The sequence below is a fragment of the Guptibacillus hwajinpoensis genome (assembly GCF_020171785.1).
Classification (GTDB): Bacteria; Bacillota; Bacilli; order Bacillales; family Guptibacillaceae; genus Guptibacillus; species Guptibacillus sedimenti.
In genome coordinates this window covers 1-17,779 of sequence record NZ_JAIVAE010000013.1, presented here as the reverse complement: position 1 = coordinate 17,779, position 17,779 = coordinate 1, and the positions used below count along the sequence as shown (strand labels likewise).

18 protein-coding genes and 1 riboswitch are annotated in these 17,779 nt (G+C 41.0%); of the genes, 13 read left to right on the top strand and 5 right to left on the bottom strand.

Annotation, left to right across the window (positions count from 1 at the left end; genetic code table 11):
* Positions 1–168: 168 nt before the first annotated feature.
* The 6 genes from LCL91_RS17695 (at position 169) to qoxD (ending at position 7,287) form a co-directional block, all read left to right on the top strand.
* Complete coding sequence (locus tag LCL91_RS17695; RefSeq protein ID WP_224884270.1) at positions 169–1,563, top strand: sucrose-specific PTS transporter subunit IIBC; 1,395 nt, start codon at positions 169–171, stop codon at positions 1,561–1,563.
* Positions 1,564–1,637: 74 nt separating this feature from the next.
* Entirely contained in the window at positions 1,638–3,077 is a 1,440-nt protein-coding gene (locus LCL91_RS17690) for a sucrose-6-phosphate hydrolase (protein ID WP_224884267.1), read from the top strand.
* A 365-nt stretch (positions 3,078–3,442) separates the two neighbouring features.
* Positions 3,443–4,378 (top strand): cytochrome aa3 quinol oxidase subunit II, encoded by a 936-nt coding sequence (qoxA, locus tag LCL91_RS17685; protein ID WP_224884403.1) that lies wholly within the window; start codon positions 3,443–3,445, stop codon positions 4,376–4,378.
* A 17-nt stretch (positions 4,379–4,395) separates the two neighbouring features.
* On the top strand, positions 4,396–6,339 hold the full coding sequence (gene qoxB, locus LCL91_RS17680; protein ID WP_224884265.1) for a cytochrome aa3 quinol oxidase subunit I: 1,944 nt from the start codon (positions 4,396–4,398) through the stop codon (positions 6,337–6,339).
* Between the two features lie 14 nt (positions 6,340–6,353).
* Positions 6,354–6,962: a cytochrome aa3 quinol oxidase subunit III gene (gene qoxC / locus LCL91_RS17675; protein WP_224884263.1), complete on the top strand. Its 609-nt coding sequence runs from the start codon at positions 6,354–6,356 to the stop codon at positions 6,960–6,962.
* A 1-nt stretch (position 6,963) separates the two neighbouring features.
* Positions 6,964–7,287: a cytochrome aa3 quinol oxidase subunit IV gene (qoxD, locus tag LCL91_RS17670; protein WP_160918350.1), complete on the top strand. Its 324-nt coding sequence runs from the start codon at positions 6,964–6,966 to the stop codon at positions 7,285–7,287.
* Between the two features lie 56 nt (positions 7,288–7,343).
* On the opposite strand, the gene LCL91_RS17665 is transcribed toward qoxD, so the two are convergent.
* The gene (locus tag LCL91_RS17665; RefSeq protein ID WP_224884261.1) at positions 7,344–7,628 is read right to left on the bottom strand and encodes a spore morphogenesis/germination protein YwcE; all 285 of its coding nucleotides are present in this window, start codon (positions 7,626–7,628) and stop codon (positions 7,344–7,346) included.
* A 157-nt stretch (positions 7,629–7,785) separates the two neighbouring features.
* Here LCL91_RS17665 and LCL91_RS17660 point away from each other — a divergent pair, with 157 nt between their 5' ends.
* Entirely contained in the window at positions 7,786–8,409 is a 624-nt protein-coding gene (locus tag LCL91_RS17660; RefSeq protein ID WP_224884259.1) for a hypothetical protein, read from the top strand.
* Positions 8,402–9,577, top strand: coding sequence for a GNAT family N-acetyltransferase (locus LCL91_RS17655; RefSeq protein WP_224884258.1), 1,176 nt, complete (start codon positions 8,402–8,404; stop codon positions 9,575–9,577). Before LCL91_RS17660 ends, LCL91_RS17655 begins: the two co-directional genes overlap by 8 nt.
* 45 nt (positions 9,578–9,622) lie before the next feature.
* Here LCL91_RS17655 and LCL91_RS17650 read toward each other — a convergent pair whose 3' ends face one another.
* The 3 genes from LCL91_RS17650 to LCL91_RS17640 form a co-directional block, all read right to left on the bottom strand.
* On the bottom strand, positions 9,623–10,099 hold the full coding sequence (locus LCL91_RS17650; protein ID WP_224884256.1) for a DMT family transporter: 477 nt from the start codon (positions 10,097–10,099) through the stop codon (positions 9,623–9,625).
* A gap of 15 nt (positions 10,100–10,114) precedes the next feature.
* A complete protein-coding gene (locus LCL91_RS17645; protein WP_224884254.1) occupies positions 10,115–10,543 on the bottom strand; it encodes a DMT family transporter in 429 nt (142 codons plus the stop codon).
* Between the two features lie 65 nt (positions 10,544–10,608).
* Positions 10,609–10,926, bottom strand: a complete 318-nt coding sequence (locus LCL91_RS17640) for an ArsR/SmtB family transcription factor (RefSeq protein WP_224884252.1) — start codon at positions 10,924–10,926, stop codon at positions 10,609–10,611.
* A gap of 199 nt (positions 10,927–11,125) precedes the next feature.
* Here LCL91_RS17640 and LCL91_RS17635 point away from each other — a divergent pair, with 199 nt between their 5' ends.
* The 4 genes from LCL91_RS17635 to mmuM all read left to right on the top strand — a co-directional run bounded on the left by LCL91_RS17635 (position 11,126) and on the right by mmuM (position 15,208).
* Entirely contained in the window at positions 11,126–12,358 is a 1,233-nt protein-coding gene (locus LCL91_RS17635) for an SGNH/GDSL hydrolase family protein (RefSeq protein WP_224884250.1), read from the top strand.
* A gap of 129 nt (positions 12,359–12,487) precedes the next feature.
* Positions 12,488–12,637 (top strand): hypothetical protein, encoded by a 150-nt coding sequence (locus LCL91_RS17630; protein WP_224884248.1) that lies wholly within the window; start codon positions 12,488–12,490, stop codon positions 12,635–12,637.
* A 62-nt stretch (positions 12,638–12,699) separates the two neighbouring features.
* Positions 12,700–12,802, top strand: a riboswitch (SAM riboswitch).
* Between the two features lie 83 nt (positions 12,803–12,885).
* Positions 12,886–14,289 carry an S-methylmethionine permease gene (gene mmuP, locus LCL91_RS17625; RefSeq protein ID WP_224884246.1) on the top strand — a complete coding sequence of 468 codons (1,404 nt, stop codon included), beginning with the start codon at positions 12,886–12,888 and terminating at the stop codon, positions 14,287–14,289.
* Positions 14,264–15,208: a homocysteine S-methyltransferase gene (gene mmuM / locus LCL91_RS17620; protein ID WP_224884244.1), complete on the top strand. Its 945-nt coding sequence runs from the start codon at positions 14,264–14,266 to the stop codon at positions 15,206–15,208. The genes mmuP and mmuM overlap by 26 nt, the downstream gene beginning before the upstream one ends.
* Positions 15,209–15,268: 60 nt before the next feature.
* Here mmuM and LCL91_RS17615 read toward each other — a convergent pair whose 3' ends face one another.
* Complete coding sequence (locus LCL91_RS17615; protein WP_224884242.1) at positions 15,269–15,991, bottom strand: 3-ketoacyl-ACP reductase; 723 nt, start codon at positions 15,989–15,991, stop codon at positions 15,269–15,271.
* Between the two features lie 200 nt (positions 15,992–16,191).
* Between LCL91_RS17615 and LCL91_RS17610 the strand changes: the two genes are divergently transcribed.
* Positions 16,192–17,616, top strand: coding sequence for an aldehyde dehydrogenase family protein (locus LCL91_RS17610; protein WP_224884240.1), 1,425 nt, complete (start codon positions 16,192–16,194; stop codon positions 17,614–17,616).
* Positions 17,617–17,779 lie beyond the last annotated feature (163 nt).

Here is a 17,779-nt window from a genome sequence, read left to right as displayed (position 1 = left end):
CGATGTCAATTTCTTTTTAATTAATGTGGAATCGTTCACACATTGAATAAAATTAATACTGAATTATTTAGCAAAGAAGAGCGAGTAAATGAAAACGCTCGCATTCTTGTTCGCAGAATGTGGAATCGATACCACGAGCAAGATAAACCTTGAAGGGAGTTATTAATTATGGCTACAAACCGTGAGATTGCACAGGAAGTCATTGATGCCATTGGAGGCCAGGAAAATATCCAATCCGTTGCTCACTGTGCAACACGACTTAGAATAATGGTGCACGATCAGGAAAAAATTGATCAGGAAAGAGTAGAAGGTGTTGAGAAAGTAAAGGGTGCCTTCTATAATTCCGGACAATATCAAGTTATCTTTGGAACTGGAACAGTTAACCGAATTTATGATGAAGTGACGGCTCTAGGAGCGACTGGTTCAACGAAGTCCGATATGAAAGAAGAGTCCGCCAAACAGGGAAATGCATTTCAACGTGCGATTCGCTCATTTGGTGACGTGTTCGTTCCAATCATTCCTGCACTAGTTGCAACTGGACTGTTTATGGGACTTCGTGGTCTAGTTTTACAAGAAGAAATCCTCGCCCTTTTCGGTTTAACGCCAGGGGACATTTCGGAAAACTTTATTCTATTCACTCAAGTTCTAACTGACACAGCGTTTATTTTCTTACCAGCACTTGTAGCATGGTCGACATTCCGAGTGTTCGGAGGAAATCCAACCATTGGTCTTGTTCTCGGGTTGATGCTTGTTACGCCAGCTCTTCCGAACGCATGGGAAGTAGCAGCAGGAAATGCAGAACCTCTGAAATTTCTAGGATTTATTCCAGTCGTTGGCTATCAAGGTTCAGTTATTCCGGCATTTGTTGCTGGTTTTCTCGGTGCAAAATTAGAAAAGCGTATTCGTAAAATGGTTCCCGAAGCACTGGATCTAATTTTAACGCCATTTCTAGTTCTGTTAATTATGATTACTTTGTCATTGTTTGCAATCGGACCGATTTTCCATACAGTAGAAGAGTACATTATGGATGGTACGATTTTCATTCTTGATCTTCCATTCGGACTAAGCGGACTCATCATTGGTTTCTTCCATCAGATTATCGTTATTACGGGTGTTCACCATATCTTCAACTTCCTTGAAATTCAGTTGTTTGAAAACCTTGGTTATAATCCGTTTAACCCTATCATTTCGGCTGCCATCGCAGCTCAAGGTGGGGCAGCGCTTGCAGTTGGAATGAAAACAAAATCGAAGAAACTAAAAGCACTAGCTCTTCCATCTTCACTATCTGCTTTTCTTGGAATTACAGAGCCAGCAATCTTCGGGGTAAACCTTCGCTATATGAAGCCATTTATTATGGGACTCATTGGTGGGGCAGTTGGTGGATTCCTTGCATCACTCTTTAAGCTTAAAGCAACTGGTCTTGCAGTTACAGTTATTCCAGGTACTCTTTTGTTCTTAAACAGCCAGATCGTTTTATACCTTCTTGTGAATATCATTTCAATCGGTGTTGCGTTCGGTCTGACGTGGGTGTTTGGCTACAAAGACGGTATGCTAGATAAATAAAGGAAAAGTTAGAAAAGGGGTCCTTATCAAAAGCGGGTCCCCTTTTCAAAATTTTGACGAATTAGGTGGTTTATATGATCGATCGAAATGCTGAATTAAAAGAGTTAGCAATAAAAGAAATAAATGAACATCGCAATACGGTTGAAAAAGATCATTATCGTTCTGCATTTCACTTAATGCCGCCCGTTGGATTATTAAATGATCCAAACGGCTTTATACATTGGAAAGGCGTTTATCATGTTTTCTTTCAATGGATGCCGTTCAAAACAAATCATGGTGCAAAATTCTGGGGTCATTATACGTCGACAGATCTTGTGAACTGGGAACTTCAACCAATCGCGTTAGCTCCAGGAAACTGGTATGACAAGAATGGTTGTTATTCAGGAAGTGCAGTGGTTTATGAAGATAAAATGTATCTATTTTATACAGGGAATGTGAAGGATGAAGAAGGCAATCGAGAAACTTATCAGTGTGTAGCCGTTTCTGAAGATGGGATTCACTTCGAGAAAAAAGGTGTGGTACTGCACTTACCTGAGGGGTATACACCGCATTTTCGTGATCCAAAAGTGTGGGAGCATTTAGGTAAATGGTATATGGTAATTGGCACGCAAAACTTAGATGAAGAAGGACGAGTCGTTTTATTTGAGTCAGCTAACTTAATGGATTGGACGTTTAAAGGTGACGTGACTGCCTCAGGGGAAGAAGCGATTGGTGATCTAGGATTTATGTGGGAATGCCCAGATCTATTCGAATTAGATGGTAAGGATATTCTCCTCTTTTCACCTCAAGGGATAGCGCCAGAAGGATACTTGTATCAAAACATTTATCAAACCGGATACGTATCTGGCGAATTAGATTATGAAAGTGGAAAGATGAGTCACGGGGGATTTACAGAGCTTGACCGTGGTTTTGAGTTTTATGCACCGCAAACAACGCTTGATGAAAGTGGAAGAAGGTTGGTCATCGGTTGGATGGGTGTACCGGAGCAGGGTGAAGGGCATCACCCTACGATTGCTCATAAATGGATTCATATTTTGACAGTTCCTCGGGAACTTCATTACGAGGACGAGCGACTCATTCAGCGACCTGCCGTGGAACTAGAAGCGATGCGACATACCGAAATGACAAAAGAAGCGAATCTGTCAAATGAGGTAAAACAGTGGAGTGAGCTGAACGGTACGGTATACGAGCTGCTAGTTCAACTAGAAGAAGTAAAAGGAACGTTATCGGTAAACTTACGAAACAACGCCTCTCTGACATATGATTCTACAAAGGCATTGTTAACATTTAAGAGAGAAAGCTTTGTAGACGGGAGAGAAGAAAAGCGCAGCTGCGTGATTAACAGCGTGAAAGAGCTCCGTTTTTATGTTGATGCTTCTTCCATTGAAGTGTTTGTGAACGATGGCGAAGAAGTTTTCACATCGAGGTTCTTCCCTGAGGAAAGCAACGAGAGTCTTGTATTTGAAGCTGTTGGCGATTCGAAATTTCAAGTGACGAAATGGTTGTTAAATTAATACGGTACGGACAAAACCCCACTGAATCCAGTGGGGTTTTGTTTTCTTGCATTAAATCCATGATATTTAAAAACTATTGTGTGATTAACACGAGTGAAACACGATGCGAAATATGTCAAAACAAGCAAGCGCTGTTTTATCCATTAGAGTTAAAAAAACCCACAAATATGAACGAATTATGAATGAAATGTGTCGAAAAAGTGATAAATGCATGAGCAACTTTTGACACTTTGTGACACGTGTCACATTTATACGATGAACCTGCTACAATAGCCAATGGTAACAGTTGTTCCCTGTCATTTATTGTTTAAAATCTACTTAACTATTATATAGGAAGAAAGGAAGGTGGCCTGGCGGTGAAGCGAATGAAATCATTTTTTGCACTCAGTATGTTTCTAGCAGTGATGGTATTGAGTGGCTGTAGTAACTTAACCGTGCTTGATCCAAAAGGACCTGTAGCAGAACAACAAGCGAATTTAATTCTTTTCTCAATTGGATTTATGCTGTTTATTGTTTTGGTCGTGTTCGTGCTATTTACACTCATCCTTGTTAAATATCGTGAACGTAAGAGTGGTCCTGAATATGAGCCTCCTCATATCGAGGGGAATGTATTTCTAGAAATTGTTTGGACTGTTATTCCGGTTATTATCCTAATTGTCCTTGCAGTGCCAACTGTACAAACGATTTTTGCACTTGAGGAGGCACCGGAAGCAACGTCTCATAAAGATCCAATCGTGATTCATGCAACATCCGTCGATTGGAAGTGGGTCTTTAGCTATCCAGAGGAAAATATCGAGACGGTGAATTATATTCACATTCCTGAAGATCATCCGATTTTGTTTAAACTAGCATCTGCCGATTCAATGGGATCTTTTTGGATTCCATCGCTTGGTGGGCAGGAGTACACGATGTCTGGCATGATGAATGAACTTTATTTGCAAGCAGATGAAGTAGGTGAGTATCGTGGTCGTAACGCAAACTTCACTGGTGAAGGGTTTACGGAACAGGTATTTACCGTAACAGCTGAATCGGAAGACGATTATGAAGAGTGGGTGGAAGAGGCGCAAGACGCACCTAAACTTACTCAAGAGAAATACAATGAGCTGATGCTGAAAGGCCATACAGAAGAGCAGACATTCTCAGGAACGCACCTTCAGTGGGTTGATCATGGAATGGATGCTGAATATGCAACGAAGGTTCGTAACGGCGAATCAACTGATGAAGATGATTCCTCAGAGATGGATCACTCAGAAATGAACCATGATGATTCTGAGAAAGATTCCGAGGAACACTCGCATTAAGAGAGGAGGAAGACACCATGAAATTGGATGAATTTTTTGTCACCGGGGACCCGCTTATTTACGGTGCGGATGTTTCGATCGCCTTAACGTTGATCGGTGCTATATTTGCACTAACGTATTTTAAAAAGTGGAAATGGTTGTGGACAGAATGGCTAACAACAGTTGACCATAAGAAACTCGGTATTATGTATATCATCGCAGCCGTTCTGATGCTATTCCGCGGTGGTGTAGATGCTATGCTCATGAGGGCGCAATTGACGGTCCCAGATGCAGGCTTCCTAGACGCCAACCACTATAACGAAATTTTTACAACTCACGGAACGATCATGATTATTTTCATGGCGATGCCGTTCTTAATTGGTTTAATTAACGTTGTTGTTCCGCTACAAATTGGAGCACGCGACGTCGCTTATCCGTTTTTAAACGCAGTCAGTTTCTGGACTTTTTTCATGGGGGCAATGCTCTTTAACATTTCTTTTGTTATTGGAGGATCGCCATCAGCTGGTTGGACAAGCTATGTTCCTTTAGCAGGTCTAGAATTAAGTCCATCAGTAGGACAGAACTATTATTTACTAGGGTTACAGATTGCCGGTATCGGTACATTATTAACAGGGATTAACTTCCTAGTAACGATATTGAAAATGAGAGTCCCAACTATGAAGCTCATGCATATGCCAATGTTCACATGGTCTTCATTAATTACAATGGTTATCATCATCTTTGCATTTCCGGTACTAACAGTAGCGCTTGCACTTATGACGTTTGACCGTTTGTTCGGAAGTCATTTCTTTACAATGATGGACGGCGGTATGCCAATGCTTTGGGCAAACCTCTTCTGGATTTGGGGTCACCCTGAAGTGTACATCGTTATACTTCCGGCATTTGGTATGTTCTCGGAAATTATTAGTACATTTGCTCGTAAAACGCTATTCGGTTATAAAGCAATGGTTTACTCCATGGTTGTTATTGCCGGACTAAGTTTCCTAGTATGGGTTCACCACTTCTTTACGATGGGAGCAGGTGGAGCAGTTAACTCGTTCTTCTCTATCACAACGATGTTAATCGCCGTTCCGACAGGTGTGAAGATCTTTAACTGGTTATTCACTCTGTACAAGGGACGAATACGATTTACGACGCCAATGCTCTGGTCACTTGCCTTTATCCCTAACTTTGTTATTGGTGGGGTAACAGGTGTTATGCTGGCCATGGCGGCAGCTGACTATCAATACCATAATACGTACTTCCTTGTAGCCCACTTCCACTATGTGCTCATTTCTGGTACAGTTTATGCTTGTTTTGCAGGCTTACATTTCTGGTACCCGAAGATGTTCAATCATCGTTTGAACGAGCGCTTAGGAAAATGGACTTTCTGGATTTTTGTAGCAGGCTTCAACTTATGTTTCTTCCCGATGTATTTCCTAGGACTTGCAGGAATGCCACGTCGTGTTTACACGTATGGGGCCGCAGACGGCTGGATGAACTTGAACGTACTTGCCACAATGGGTGGCGTATTAATGGGAATCGGATTCCTGATTCTTGTCTATAACATCTATTACAGCTTCCGTTATTCTCCACGTGAAACAACTGGAGATCCATGGGATGCTAGAACGCTTGAATGGTCAACACCAGCTCCAGTACCGCATTACAATTTCGCTCATCTTCCTGAGTCAAAAGGACATGATGCGTTCTGGATTATGAAACAAGAAAGAAAGCAAGGAAAGACCCAAGAGAAGAAACCTTATAAACCAATTCATATGCCAAGTTACTCTGGTGTGCCGATTGTAATGAGTGTGTTCTTCTTTATCGCCGGTTTCGGTATGGTCTTCTCCTGGCACTGGATGTCGATCCTTGGGCTCATTGGTGTACTAGCCACAATGGTCATTCGTTCGTTTGATTATGATAAAGGTTTCTACGTAAGCGTAGAAGAAATAGAAGAAGATCAAAAAAGGACTACTTTATAAAGGAGGCGTGAAGCATGGAATCAGTCGAATATTCTCCTAACACGCCTTTAGAATATCAGTCGGAAACTGGCCGACTGAATATTCTAGGCTTCTGGATTTTCCTCGGCGCCGAAATTGCCCTATTTTCAACGTTGTTCGCAACTTACTTAGTATTGGTTGGCCGAACAGCGGGCGGTCCAGGACCAGGAGAGCTTTTTGAAATAAGTGGTGTGTTAATTGAAACGTTTTTGCTACTAACGAGCAGTTTCACATGTGGACTTGCCATACACTATATGAGAAATCATTCTCTTAAAGGTTTGTTTCTCTGGTTAGGCATTACACTTGCATTAGGTCTAGGTTTCTTAGGATTTGAAATTTATGAATTTGTTCATTACATTCATGAAGGCGCGGCACTAACAACCAGTGCATACTGGTCTGCCTTCTTCGTATTAGTCGGAACGCACGGTGCCCACGTTACAATGGGTATTGCGTGGATTATTCTTATCTTAATTCAGTTAAAACAGCGCGGGTTAACACCTGACACAACAAGGAAGGTCTTTATTTCAAGTCTTTACTGGCATTTCCTTGACGTTGTGTGGATCTTTATCTTCACAGCAGTCTACTTGTATGGGATGGTGATGTAAGATGTCCAACAACGAGCAGACAAACAGTCATAGCCACTTCCCATGGAGCCATTTAATTGGGTTCGGACTTTCGATCTTCTTAACGTTACTTGCTTTATGGGTAGGCTTTGCTTCAGACTTTAGCCTTAGAACGATTATGATTATTGTCGTGATCCTGGCATTGATTCAAGCGGCGATTCAGCTCTTGATGTTTATGCATATTACAGAGAGTGATAGTAGTCGAATTCAAGTTGGAACGATTTTATATGCGGTCTTTATTGCCGTTGCAGTTGTTGCAGGTACAATCTGGGTTATGTCATTCGGCATGCACAATATGAACATGTAATTAAAAAACCGTTGTTTCCCTTTAAGGGAAACAACGGTTTTTGTTTAAAAAGCTGTTTATTCTTCTGTTTGTGGCATCTTCTTTGCAAGCTGACGTTCCTTAAGGAATGGACGAGCAAAGATTAGGTAAGCAGCGATGTGTGCAAATAAAACGTTAATCGCAAAAAGTGTAATGAAGAGTGTGTGTGCTACTGGAGTCATACCGCCACCAATGTAGAAAATGAGCAGTGCCCAGATTGCCACAATAAACGGCATGTGAACGAATGCAAGTTTCTTATAATCCTGCCACAGAAACAACGGTGTAGCTGTGATAACGAAAAGATAGACCATATAGACATCCAAAGTGAACAACTCCTTTTAGTGATACCGCTTACAAATTAAACTTGTGTCGAATTAAAGGATAATTTGTGAATGTTTTGTTACAATTAGTATACCACAATTGTTTGAAAATTCTACACATATTTGAGATTTTTTTGCGAGCACTTTATGATTTAAGAAGATGAATGAGAAAGTAGTGTTGACGATGAGCAGGGTTTCATTCCTTATGATATGGCTTGGGTTCATTTTATATTCTGTTTTTCTAGCACCGAATGGCAATGGTTCTTATCTCTCAGATCTCCTAACGATGAATAATCCAGACGCAGGTTTACTTGCTATGTTTTCCTTACTTGGCGTTTTTCCAGCGGTATTTGCTATTCTTCTTCTACGGGACGATAGTGGATCAATTCCAGCTTGGCCATTTGTGGTAGGTTCTTTTGTGTTAGGTGCTTTTAGTTTGCTTCCCTACTTTATTTTAAATAAAAATAAAGAACGTTCGAATCGAACACCAAATAAAGTGAGGCGATTTCTTCAATTAAGAGGTCTGTCTATTGTTCTAATCGGACTAGCTTTCGGTTTAATGGTATATGGGCTTCTTGCAGGAGACACGATGATTTACCAAAAAGCTTTTCTAGAATCAAATTTTGTCCATGTGATGACCATTGATTTTCTTGTATTAATTGGGCTTTCAATCGTTGCTTTAAGAGATCGAGATGGGATAGCGGGGTGGATCGGGTTGCTTCCAATTATCGGCCCATTATTTTTTATCATTACTAAAAACGGTAAGGAGCGAAAACATGCGTAAATTAGAAAAAAACGAAGTAATCGATGCTGTACGACTTTCAGAATATGCCTTTCAATATACAGTACCTAAAGAAGAGTTAGATGACAAAATTAAAAAATATAGCGAGCATGAAATATGGGGCGATTTCGAGGAGGATGAACTAGCTGCGAAACTCCACCTAATTGACTTTGAAACATGGCTTGGAGGAAAGAAAATGAAGATGGGCGGTGTTGCCTCAGTTGCAACCTATCCTGAACATAGAAGAGGGGGGAGGGTTTCACGCCTACTCCGAAATGGTCTTTTACAAATGAAAGAAAAAGGCCAAACAATCTCTTTTCTTCATCCGTTTCAAATCTCTTTTTATCGAAAATTCGGTTATGAAGTGTTAAATAATTGGAAGAAATTAGAGCTGAAAGCGGAGGACCTTAAGCCTCTTCCTGCTGTAAGTGGAAAAGTGAGGCGTGTCGAACTAGATCACGTCTTTGAAGTCTTGAATCCTGTTTACGATACATTTGCGTCTCGCTTTAATGGCATGCTCGTTCGAACGGAAAGTTGGTGGAAGGAACGGGTTTATTCAAAAGGTTTCTGGTTTGCTACTTATACAAATGAAGAGGGGGATATAACAGGATACATTTATTACAAAATAGAGAATCGAACGTTAGAGGTTGAAGAAATGTTTTGTTTAGATGGCGAAGCAAGAAGAGGATTGTGGAATTATCTCTGTCAGCACGATTCTATGGTTGATCGCGCTACGATTCTAACTAATGAAAGTGACCAGCTTGCTTTTTTATTAGCTAATCCCAAAGTGAAAACAACGGTCGAGCCGTACTTTATGGCACGCATTGTTGATGTCGAGAATTTTCTTAGGGAATATCCGTTTACGTTGAAGTCAGGCGAGACTCTCTTTCTCCATATTGCAGATGATCAGGCAGAGTGGAACAATGGAAGCTACCTGATTGATGCTGAAGGAGTGAGGGTATTTAAAGGAGATAAATCGAATGCAGCGTGTGCTCATCCACCAAAACGAGGCCTACGATGCACCATTAATACGCTAACTTCTGTGTTAACTGGATACCAGGAGCCTTTCTTTCTTTACGAAGCTGGTTTATTAGAAGGATCAAAGGAAGAGGTTTCGCGGTTGCAACGCATACGTTCCGCAAAGGAAACAAATTTCATGGACTTCTTTTAATAAAAAATCCCTTCTCTCGGACAGTGAGAGAAGGGATTTTTTGATTCACTCATGAACTTCAGTCGAAGCTTCTCTTTCAGCCTTCATATTTCCAACATATATGAAACGCAAAGCGACTAGCATGAGTAGGATAGCAATCAATCGTTTTAAATCAAAAGAAATTTGCAAGCCGCCGAACCAACCGAAGTGATCAATTAGCATCCCCATAGATAGCTGACCGATGACGGTTGAGATATTGGCTGCAATGACACCAATCTTTGGAACAGCAAGAATCGTAAGAAAAAGATAACCTACTCCAAACCAAACTGCACTAAGCTGCCATTTCGGCGCTTCGAAAACTTTAAGCAAATCTCCATTCCCAAAGAAAAGAATGACGATAAATAAAATCATAGCCCCAGTGATAAAAGTGATAAATGTACTCTCAAATGTTCCTGCTTTTTTACTAAAAGCCCCATTGATGGAAGATTGAGCGCTTAGAAAAATGCCGCCAAAGACAGAGGCAAGTAGAATAAGAACCGACATCGATTAATCAACTCCTTAAAAGATTAAGATAAGTGCAATGGCCATTAATAAAACGGCTATCATTTTTTCTTTTTTTACCTTTGTTGCTTTACTTCCTAACCAGCCCTTATGTTCAATAATCATGCTCATAGCCATCTGACCTACAATAACACTGATCATCGCGAGGCCTACACCTACAATAGGAATACCAATGACAAGAATGGTTAAATAAATGACGCCTAGAAAACCTCCGGATAGCTGCCACTTCGGTGCTTTAAACGTATAAGAAAGAGACCCTTTTCCAAGAAATAGCACAATAATCCCAATAATGATTGTACCTACAGCAAAATTATAAAAGCTGCTCTCTAATTTTCCGATTGACTTGCCTAACTCCCCATAGATTGCTCCTTCTATGCTTAAGGCAGCACCGGCTAGTAAGGCGAGAAGATAAATACCAATTTTCAAGCTAACCAACTCCTAACATATTTATATTTCGAGTAATGTCGATATGTTTGCTAAAAGAAGAGAGCTTAGAGCTCTTTTTCAATAAAAGCAGCGACTTGTTGAATTGTGGATTCATTTCTACGGTAATAGGTCCACTTCCCATGTCGCTCAGACTCTAGGAGCCCGGCTTTTTGCATCATGGATAAATAATGTGAAACGGTCGATTGCGACATGTTCGCTTTTTCTTGAATGTCGCCTACGCACACGCCACCTTTTTCACTGATGTTTTTAGAAAGGTGTGCGGTTGGTTTCTCGAAATGCTCCATTGGATTCTTGAGCCACATTAACATATCAATACGTGTTTCATTTGCCAGCACTTTAAAAATATCAACGTAATTTTCCATGAGTTTATACTAATCGAGGATCATCGATATGTCAAACGGATTGCAAATCCTTAACATTCAACTTGAAACGGCATTAATCAAATAGGATAAGGGCATTCTGTTAACAATTAAGAAACAGAAATATTAAAACGACCTAAGTTAATCGGTTAAACGCGAAGACTTTTATGAAAAAAAGAATTAGCAAACGAGAGGGATTTACATGACACGTATTTTAACTGGAATTGTTATTGTTCTAATGATTGGATTAATAAGCTTAGTTAGTGCAAAAGGGTGGCCATCTACAACAAAGAATGCATCCGAGAAGAGTGAATGGGTAGGTTCATGGACGGCAAGCATGCAGGCGCCTGCTAAAGATGGAAATTCTCATGAGGGATTTAAGGATCAAACAATCCGATTAATTCTTCGACCGCATATGGAAGGGGAGAAGATGCGGATTCGATTATCCAATGAATTTGGTTCCCTCCCTTTATCTATGAAAGAAGTGAGAGTTGCGATATCCAAGGAAGGTGCAAGTATTGATAAGGAGACGGACAAGCTGATTACCTTTAATGATAAAGAAGCCGTAACGATTCCTCAAGGAGAAACACAATATAGTGATCCAATTGATTTTCCGGTAAACGCCGATCAAAATATAACGGTTAGTTTGTATGTAGATCGTGAAACAGGCCCAACAACGTGGCACCAGCGTTCAAATCAAACCGTCTATATGTCTGAAAAGGGGAACCATACCGGAGATGAAAAGGACGCTGCATTTACCTCAAAAGAAGAAGCGTGGTTCTGGCTAGACCGTTTAGAGGTTGTGCCTGATGAATCAGTAGAAGGTTCTGTTGTGGTAATGGGAAGCTCCATTGCAAATGGCAACTATTCCACGTTAAATGCAAATCGCCGTTGGTCTGATTATTTAGCGAATCGTATGAATTCGGAAAACACTGAGGTAAGAATGTCGGTTTTAAATGCAGGGATTTCTGCTAATCACCTGATTAATAGTGAAGAAGGAAAAGGACAGAATGCCTTTGCGAGATTAGAACGAGATGTTCTAAGTCAAGAAGGGATAAAAGGTGTGATATTGCATGAAGGCATTAACGATTTAAGACACTATCCTGAATACGACTCACAGAAAATTATTGATCGAATGAAAAAAATCATTACAGCCACTCATGAACAGGGGATTCCGATTTATGGAGGTACATTAACCCCATTTAAAGATTCCAGTATGTTTACGAAAGAGGGAGAAAAGACGCGTCAGGAAGTAAATGAGTGGATTCGAACAAGCGGTGAGTTTGATGGGGTCATTGACTTCGATAAAGCATTGCGAGATCCAGATAACCCAGATAAGTTCCTTTCAAAGTTTGACTCTGGAGATCATTTGCATCCCAATGATAAAGGATATAAGAAAATGGCAGATACAGTAGATTTTTCGATATTTAAATAAAAGTAATCCTTGCTAAAAGAACGAATGTTCGCTAAACTTAGGTTAACAACCGAATGCATGTTCTCACATCATGGTATGGCTTCCACTTTCTTAGGGGGAGCCATCTTTTTTTAGGAGGAGGGAAAGGGAATGGAAAATGAGTACATTTTACAGCAGGCTGAGAAAGATATGAGGGAAGCGATGACGCGATTTTCAAAAGTAAAGAAACGGGATGGGATGAAAACAATTGTTCAAAGACAGATGCAGGGAAGTCGTCAATGGAAAAGAGACATTTGGTAGATGGTTTTATCGTCGCATCTTGACAAATCCTGTCTAACTTGGTATTTTTGATAAAATATATTTTCTTATCCAGAGAGGTGGAGGGACTGGCCCTACGAAACCTCAGCAACAGGTCCATGGGATACTGTGCTAACTCCAGCGGGTGATAAACCTGATAGATGAGAGCCTTCGGTTTTATTTTGTCAGTTACGCACTCATTTCGAGTGCGTTTTTTTGTTTTTCTGGATGGAAAAGTAAGGAGAAGTAACATGGAAAGCAAACAGAGTTTTCAAAGGGAAATGAAGTCAAGACATGTGGTGATGCTCTCTCTTGGAGGAGTCATCGGTACGGGGTTGTTTTTAAGTTCTGGATACACGATCCAACAAGCTGGCCCTATTGGGACGATCCTTTCTTATCTGGTAGGTGCACTTGTTGTTTATCTGGTGATGCTGTGTTTGGGAGAGCTAGCGGTTCATATGCCTGAAACAGGTGCTTTTCATAGCTATGCGGCTAAATATATTGGAGGAGGAACGGGTTATACCGTTGCCTGGTTATACTGGCTAACTTGGACTGTAGCGCTTGGTTCTGAGTTTACAGCTGCGGGTATGCTCATGCAGAGATGGTTTCCATTCGTTAGCGTGTGGATCTGGAGTGGATTGTTTGCTGCTATGATTTTTATTTTAAATGCGCTAACAGTGAAATTTTTTGCTGAGAGCGAATTCTGGTTTGCTCTTGTAAAAGTTCTGGCGATCGTATTGTTCATTATCTTAGGTGCAACAGCGATCGTAGGATTTATTCCAATGGATTCTGGAGCGAATGAATCCTTATTCGCTAACTTTACAGATGAAGGCATCTTTCCGAATGGAGCGTTTGCCATTCTAATGACGATGCTGGCAGTGAATTTTGCTTTCTCTGGAACTGAACTTATTGGAATTGCAGCTGGAGAAACAGAAAACCCTGCGCAAACCATACCAAAAGCGATTCGAACCACGTTAATTCGGCTCATTCTATTTTTTGTCGGATCCATTTTTATATTATCAGCTCTCCTACCAGCCTCAGAAGCTGGCGTTCTAGAAAGCCCATTTGTAGCGGTACTCGAAAGGATCGGGGTTCCTTATGCGGCAGATATCATGAATTTTGTTATTCTTACCGCCATTCTATCCGCTGCAAATTCAGGGTTATATGCTTCGTCGAGAATGCTCTGGTCACTTTCACACAAGCAAATGATTTCTCCTATTTTTGCTAGGCTTAACAAAAATGGTGTCCCTCTTAATGCTGTGATTTTAAGCATGTTAGGTGGAGCTCTAGCACTACTTTCAAGCATCATTGCGCCGGATACCGTTTATGTGGTGCTTGTCTCTATTTCTGGGCTTGCTGTTGTCATTGTCTGGATGAGTATTAGTGCGTCACAATTTCTCTTTAGAAAGAAATATGTAAAAGGCGGCAAATCAATTAAAGACCTCGGCTATCGAACGCCATTCTATCCAATCGTTCCGATTCTAGCTTTCGTCCTCTGCTTCGCTTCTTTGATTGGGATTGCTTTTGATCCGACTCAGCGAATCGCGTTGTACTGCGGGATTCCGTTCATTGCACTGTGCTATGGAAATTATTATTTATCAAAACGAATAAAGAAAAGAGGAGTCAGTAATGTGGCAGAAACAGAATCCTATTAAGTCTATTTTAGAAGAATTCAATTTAGTCCTATTAGATGGGGCGCTTGCGACAGAGCTTGAGAAATATGGTTGTAACTTAAATGACCCACTTTGGTCTGCGCGCGTTTTGCTTGAAAATCCAGAGCTCATCTATCAGGTTCACCTAGATTATTTCCGTGCAGGTGCAGACTGTGCAATTACATCAAGTTATCAAGCTACAATGGAAGGATTAACATCTCGTGGTTTAAGTGAAGGAGAGGCAGTGGAGCTAATAAAGAAAACGGTTTTTCTTGCACGCCAGGCACGGGATGATTTCTGGGAGCAAGAGGGGAAGTTGAATCGCCCAAAACCTTTTATCGCAGCCTCCGTTGGACCTTATGGAGCCTATTTAGCTGATGGCTCCGAGTATCGGGGCGATTACAATGTTAGCGATCAGGTACTTACCGCGTTTCATCGTCCAAGAATAGAAGCATTGATTGAGGCAGGTGCAGATGTTTTGGCGTTTGAAACCATTCCGTCTTTTCAAGAAGCGAAAGTTTTAGGTTCCCTATTACAAGAGTTTCCATTCACTTATGCCTGGCTTTCTTTCACTCTTCAAAATGAAGAGAAAATGAGCGATGGAACGTCTTTAAAAGCATCTTCTCAATACTTTAAGGAAAATGACCAGATTGCGGCAATCGGCATTAACTGTGCGTCACCTTCGCTTGTGACAAAAGCGATTCATCAATTAGTTTCTCAAACCGATAAACCGATTATCGTGTATCCTAATTCAGGAGAATTTTATGACGCTAAGACCAAAACATGGCGGGAGGGTGAGTCGTGTGATGGAATTGTCGATGAATCAAATGAATGGTTTCAAGCAGGTGCACGACTAATTGGTGGATGCTGTCGGACAAGTCCTGAACAAATCAAGCGACTTTATGAAAAATGGCGAAAGTAGAAAGTAAAATAAAGGAGGTAACGGGACAGCCGTTACCTCCTTTTATTTAGTGAATTTAGGTTAAAACGGATTCGTCGCCCACTGCAATGACTGCTTTATGAAAATCCGGGGGTGCAACTTCAATTGACCCACCATATATTCGGCAAGATCCTCAGGCTGCATATACTTTTCTTTATCTTGCTCGTCAAGCTTGTCACCAAAGACGAGCTCAGTCGCAACAAGGCTTGGATTAAGAGTAAAGACGCGAATGTTATTTCGACGAACTTCCTGCATAAGCGCTTCGGTCATCCCTTGAATGGCGAATTTAGAAGCGCTATATGACGTAGATCCAGCAGTCCCTTTTAAACCACTACTTGACGAGATTGTGATAATATCACCGCTATCTTTTTCAATCATTTGTGGAAGAACAGCCCGTGTTACATGATACGTTCCATAAACATTTACTTCGAATGTTTCCTTCCAGTCATCGGGTTCAATCTCTAAGAACGATCCGTAACGTCCCATGCCAGCATTATTGATCAGAATATCTGCCGAGCCGAGTTCGTTTTTCAAGTGATCGATGGATTTATTGACTTCCTCAATCTCTGCAATGTTAGCAGGGGCAACGATCGCTTTAACTCCATAAGATTCTGCTTCCTTAGCGACTTCGTTTAGCTTGCTCTCGGTTCTAGCAATCAAGCCAACATGAACCCCTTCACTTGCAAGCTGAAGAGCTGTCGCGCGTCCGATACCGCTACTTGCGCCTGTAATATACGCAATTTTTCCTTTAATTGTTTGTCCCATTTTGTATCATCCTTTCTCCAATTTACTACTTTCTAGTCTATAGCTAGCAGAGCAGAGATTCAAAGATTAGCAACCGCTTTCTAAGTTTCATAAAAGCATCCGCATGTTTAACTATAGTCCTTAACGGTTACAGTTACTGTGGAAGCAAAGAAAAGCTAAATCAATTTAAATCGATCAACATAAAAAGGAGTTTTTACATCATGCGTAACCAATTAAAACATTACATTAATGGCGAATGGGTTGAATCAACAGGTTCAGAAACACATGAAGTAATCAATCCAGCGACAGAGGAAGTTATCGGCAAAATTAGTTTAGGAACGAAAGAAGATTTGGATAAAGCAGTGAAAGCAGCACGTGCGGCATTCCCTTCTTTCTCTCAAACAAGCCGAGAAGAACGTGTGAAAATGCTTGAAGATATCGCGGAAGAATATGCGAACCGTAAAGAAGAAATTATTGACGTCATTACACAAGAACTCGGTTCTCCACGCTCTATTTCAGAAAAAGTTCATTACAACATGGGCTATCAACACTTCTCTGAAGCAGCAAAAGCATTGAAAGAGTATTCTTTCTCAGAAGATCGTGGTGATCATACAATCTTTAAAGAATCCATTGGCGTGAGTGGTTTAATTACACCGTGGAACTTCCCAACAAACCAATCGTCTACTAAAATTGCGAGTGCATTTGCAGCAGGAAGTCCAGTTGTCTTAAAACCAGCTGAAATCACACCATTTGCTGCCATTATTTTAACCGAAATCTTTGATAAAGTGGGCGTACCAAAAGGCGTATTTAACCTCGTGAACGGAACAGGCGAAGTGATTGGTGACGGTATTAGCTCACATCCTGACATCGACTTTGTATCATTCACTGGTTCTGCAGGCGTTGGGGAGAAAGTGATGAAAAACGCGGCAGAAACAATCAAGACAGTTGCACTTGAACTTGGAGGTAAATCTCCATTTGTCATGCTAGAAGATGCGGATATTACGGAAGCGGCTAAAGCTGCGGTGAGTCATATTGCAACAAACTCCGGTCAGGTTTGCTCGGCTGGGACTCGAATGATTATTCCTGCTTCTCGAAAAGAAGAATTTGAAGAAGCCGTGAAAAATGTTCTTCCTGAATTTCCTGTAGGTGACCCGAACGGAAACAACTATGTGGGACCACTCGTTTCTGAAAAGCAGTGGAATACCGTGCAGTCTTACATTCAAAAAGGAATCGATGAAGGTGCCAACTTGATTGCAGGTGGAACTGGTAAGCCAGAAGGTCTTGAGAAAGGCTACTATACAAAACCAACGATCTTTACAGATGTGAAAAATGACATGGTGATTGCACAAGAAGAGATCTTTGGTCCTGTGATGTCAATCATCACATATGAAACAATTGATGAAGCGATTGAAATTGCGAACGACGTCGTATACGGTCTTGCTGGATATGTCTTTGGTGAAGATAAAGAAACACTTCGCAAAGTCGCAACAAGCATCCGTGCCGGTCGCATTAAAGTGAATAATGCTGATATGGACTTCTCAGCACCGTTCGGTGGCTACAAGCAATCTGGTATCGGCCGCGAGTGGGGAGACTTCGGAATTGAGGAGTACCTCGAAACAAAAGCAGTACTAGGATTCCCGTCTTAAGTAAAATTAATTAGGTATGAAAAAGAGCAGTTGCCATAGAGGCAGGTATCGACCCCCAAAAGTTAGAGTAGAAAACTAACTTTTGGGGGTGTTTTTGTGGCTAAATATAGTGAGGAATTTAAAATAAAACTTGTAACCGAGTATTTAGATGGCAATCTTGGAT

Excerpts from the sequence above, each read along its gene's own strand:
- LCL91_RS17610 (WP_224884240.1), top strand. The coding sequence starts at position 16,192 with ATGCGTAACCAATTAAAACATTACATTAATGGCGAATGGGTTGAATCA.
- LCL91_RS17690 (WP_224884267.1), top strand. The coding sequence starts at position 1,638 with ATGATCGATCGAAATGCTGAATTAAAAGAGTTAGCAATAAAAGAAATA.
- LCL91_RS17615 (WP_224884242.1), bottom strand. The coding sequence starts at position 15,991 with ATGGGACAAACAATTAAAGGAAAAATTGCGTATATTACAGGCGCAAGT.
- LCL91_RS17660 (WP_224884259.1), top strand. The coding sequence starts at position 7,786 with ATGAATGAGAAAGTAGTGTTGACGATGAGCAGGGTTTCATTCCTTATG.
- qoxC (WP_224884263.1), top strand. The coding sequence starts at position 6,354 with ATGGAATCAGTCGAATATTCTCCTAACACGCCTTTAGAATATCAGTCG.
- qoxA (WP_224884403.1), top strand. The coding sequence starts at position 3,443 with ATGAAATCATTTTTTGCACTCAGTATGTTTCTAGCAGTGATGGTATTG.
- LCL91_RS17640 (WP_224884252.1), bottom strand. The coding sequence starts at position 10,926 with ATGGAAAATTACGTTGATATTTTTAAAGTGCTGGCAAATGAAACACGT.
- LCL91_RS17695 (WP_224884270.1), top strand. The coding sequence starts at position 169 with ATGGCTACAAACCGTGAGATTGCACAGGAAGTCATTGATGCCATTGGA.
- LCL91_RS17635 (WP_224884250.1), top strand. The coding sequence starts at position 11,126 with ATGACACGTATTTTAACTGGAATTGTTATTGTTCTAATGATTGGATTA.
- mmuP (WP_224884246.1), top strand. The coding sequence starts at position 12,886 with ATGGAAAGCAAACAGAGTTTTCAAAGGGAAATGAAGTCAAGACATGTG.
- qoxB (WP_224884265.1), top strand. The coding sequence starts at position 4,396 with ATGAAATTGGATGAATTTTTTGTCACCGGGGACCCGCTTATTTACGGT.
- qoxD (WP_160918350.1), top strand. The coding sequence starts at position 6,964 with ATGTCCAACAACGAGCAGACAAACAGTCATAGCCACTTCCCATGGAGC.
- LCL91_RS17630 (WP_224884248.1), top strand. The coding sequence starts at position 12,488 with ATGGAAAATGAGTACATTTTACAGCAGGCTGAGAAAGATATGAGGGAA.
- mmuM (WP_224884244.1), top strand. The coding sequence starts at position 14,264 with ATGTGGCAGAAACAGAATCCTATTAAGTCTATTTTAGAAGAATTCAAT.
- LCL91_RS17650 (WP_224884256.1), bottom strand. The coding sequence starts at position 10,099 with ATGTCGGTTCTTATTCTACTTGCCTCTGTCTTTGGCGGCATTTTTCTA.
- LCL91_RS17655 (WP_224884258.1), top strand. The coding sequence starts at position 8,402 with ATGCGTAAATTAGAAAAAAACGAAGTAATCGATGCTGTACGACTTTCA.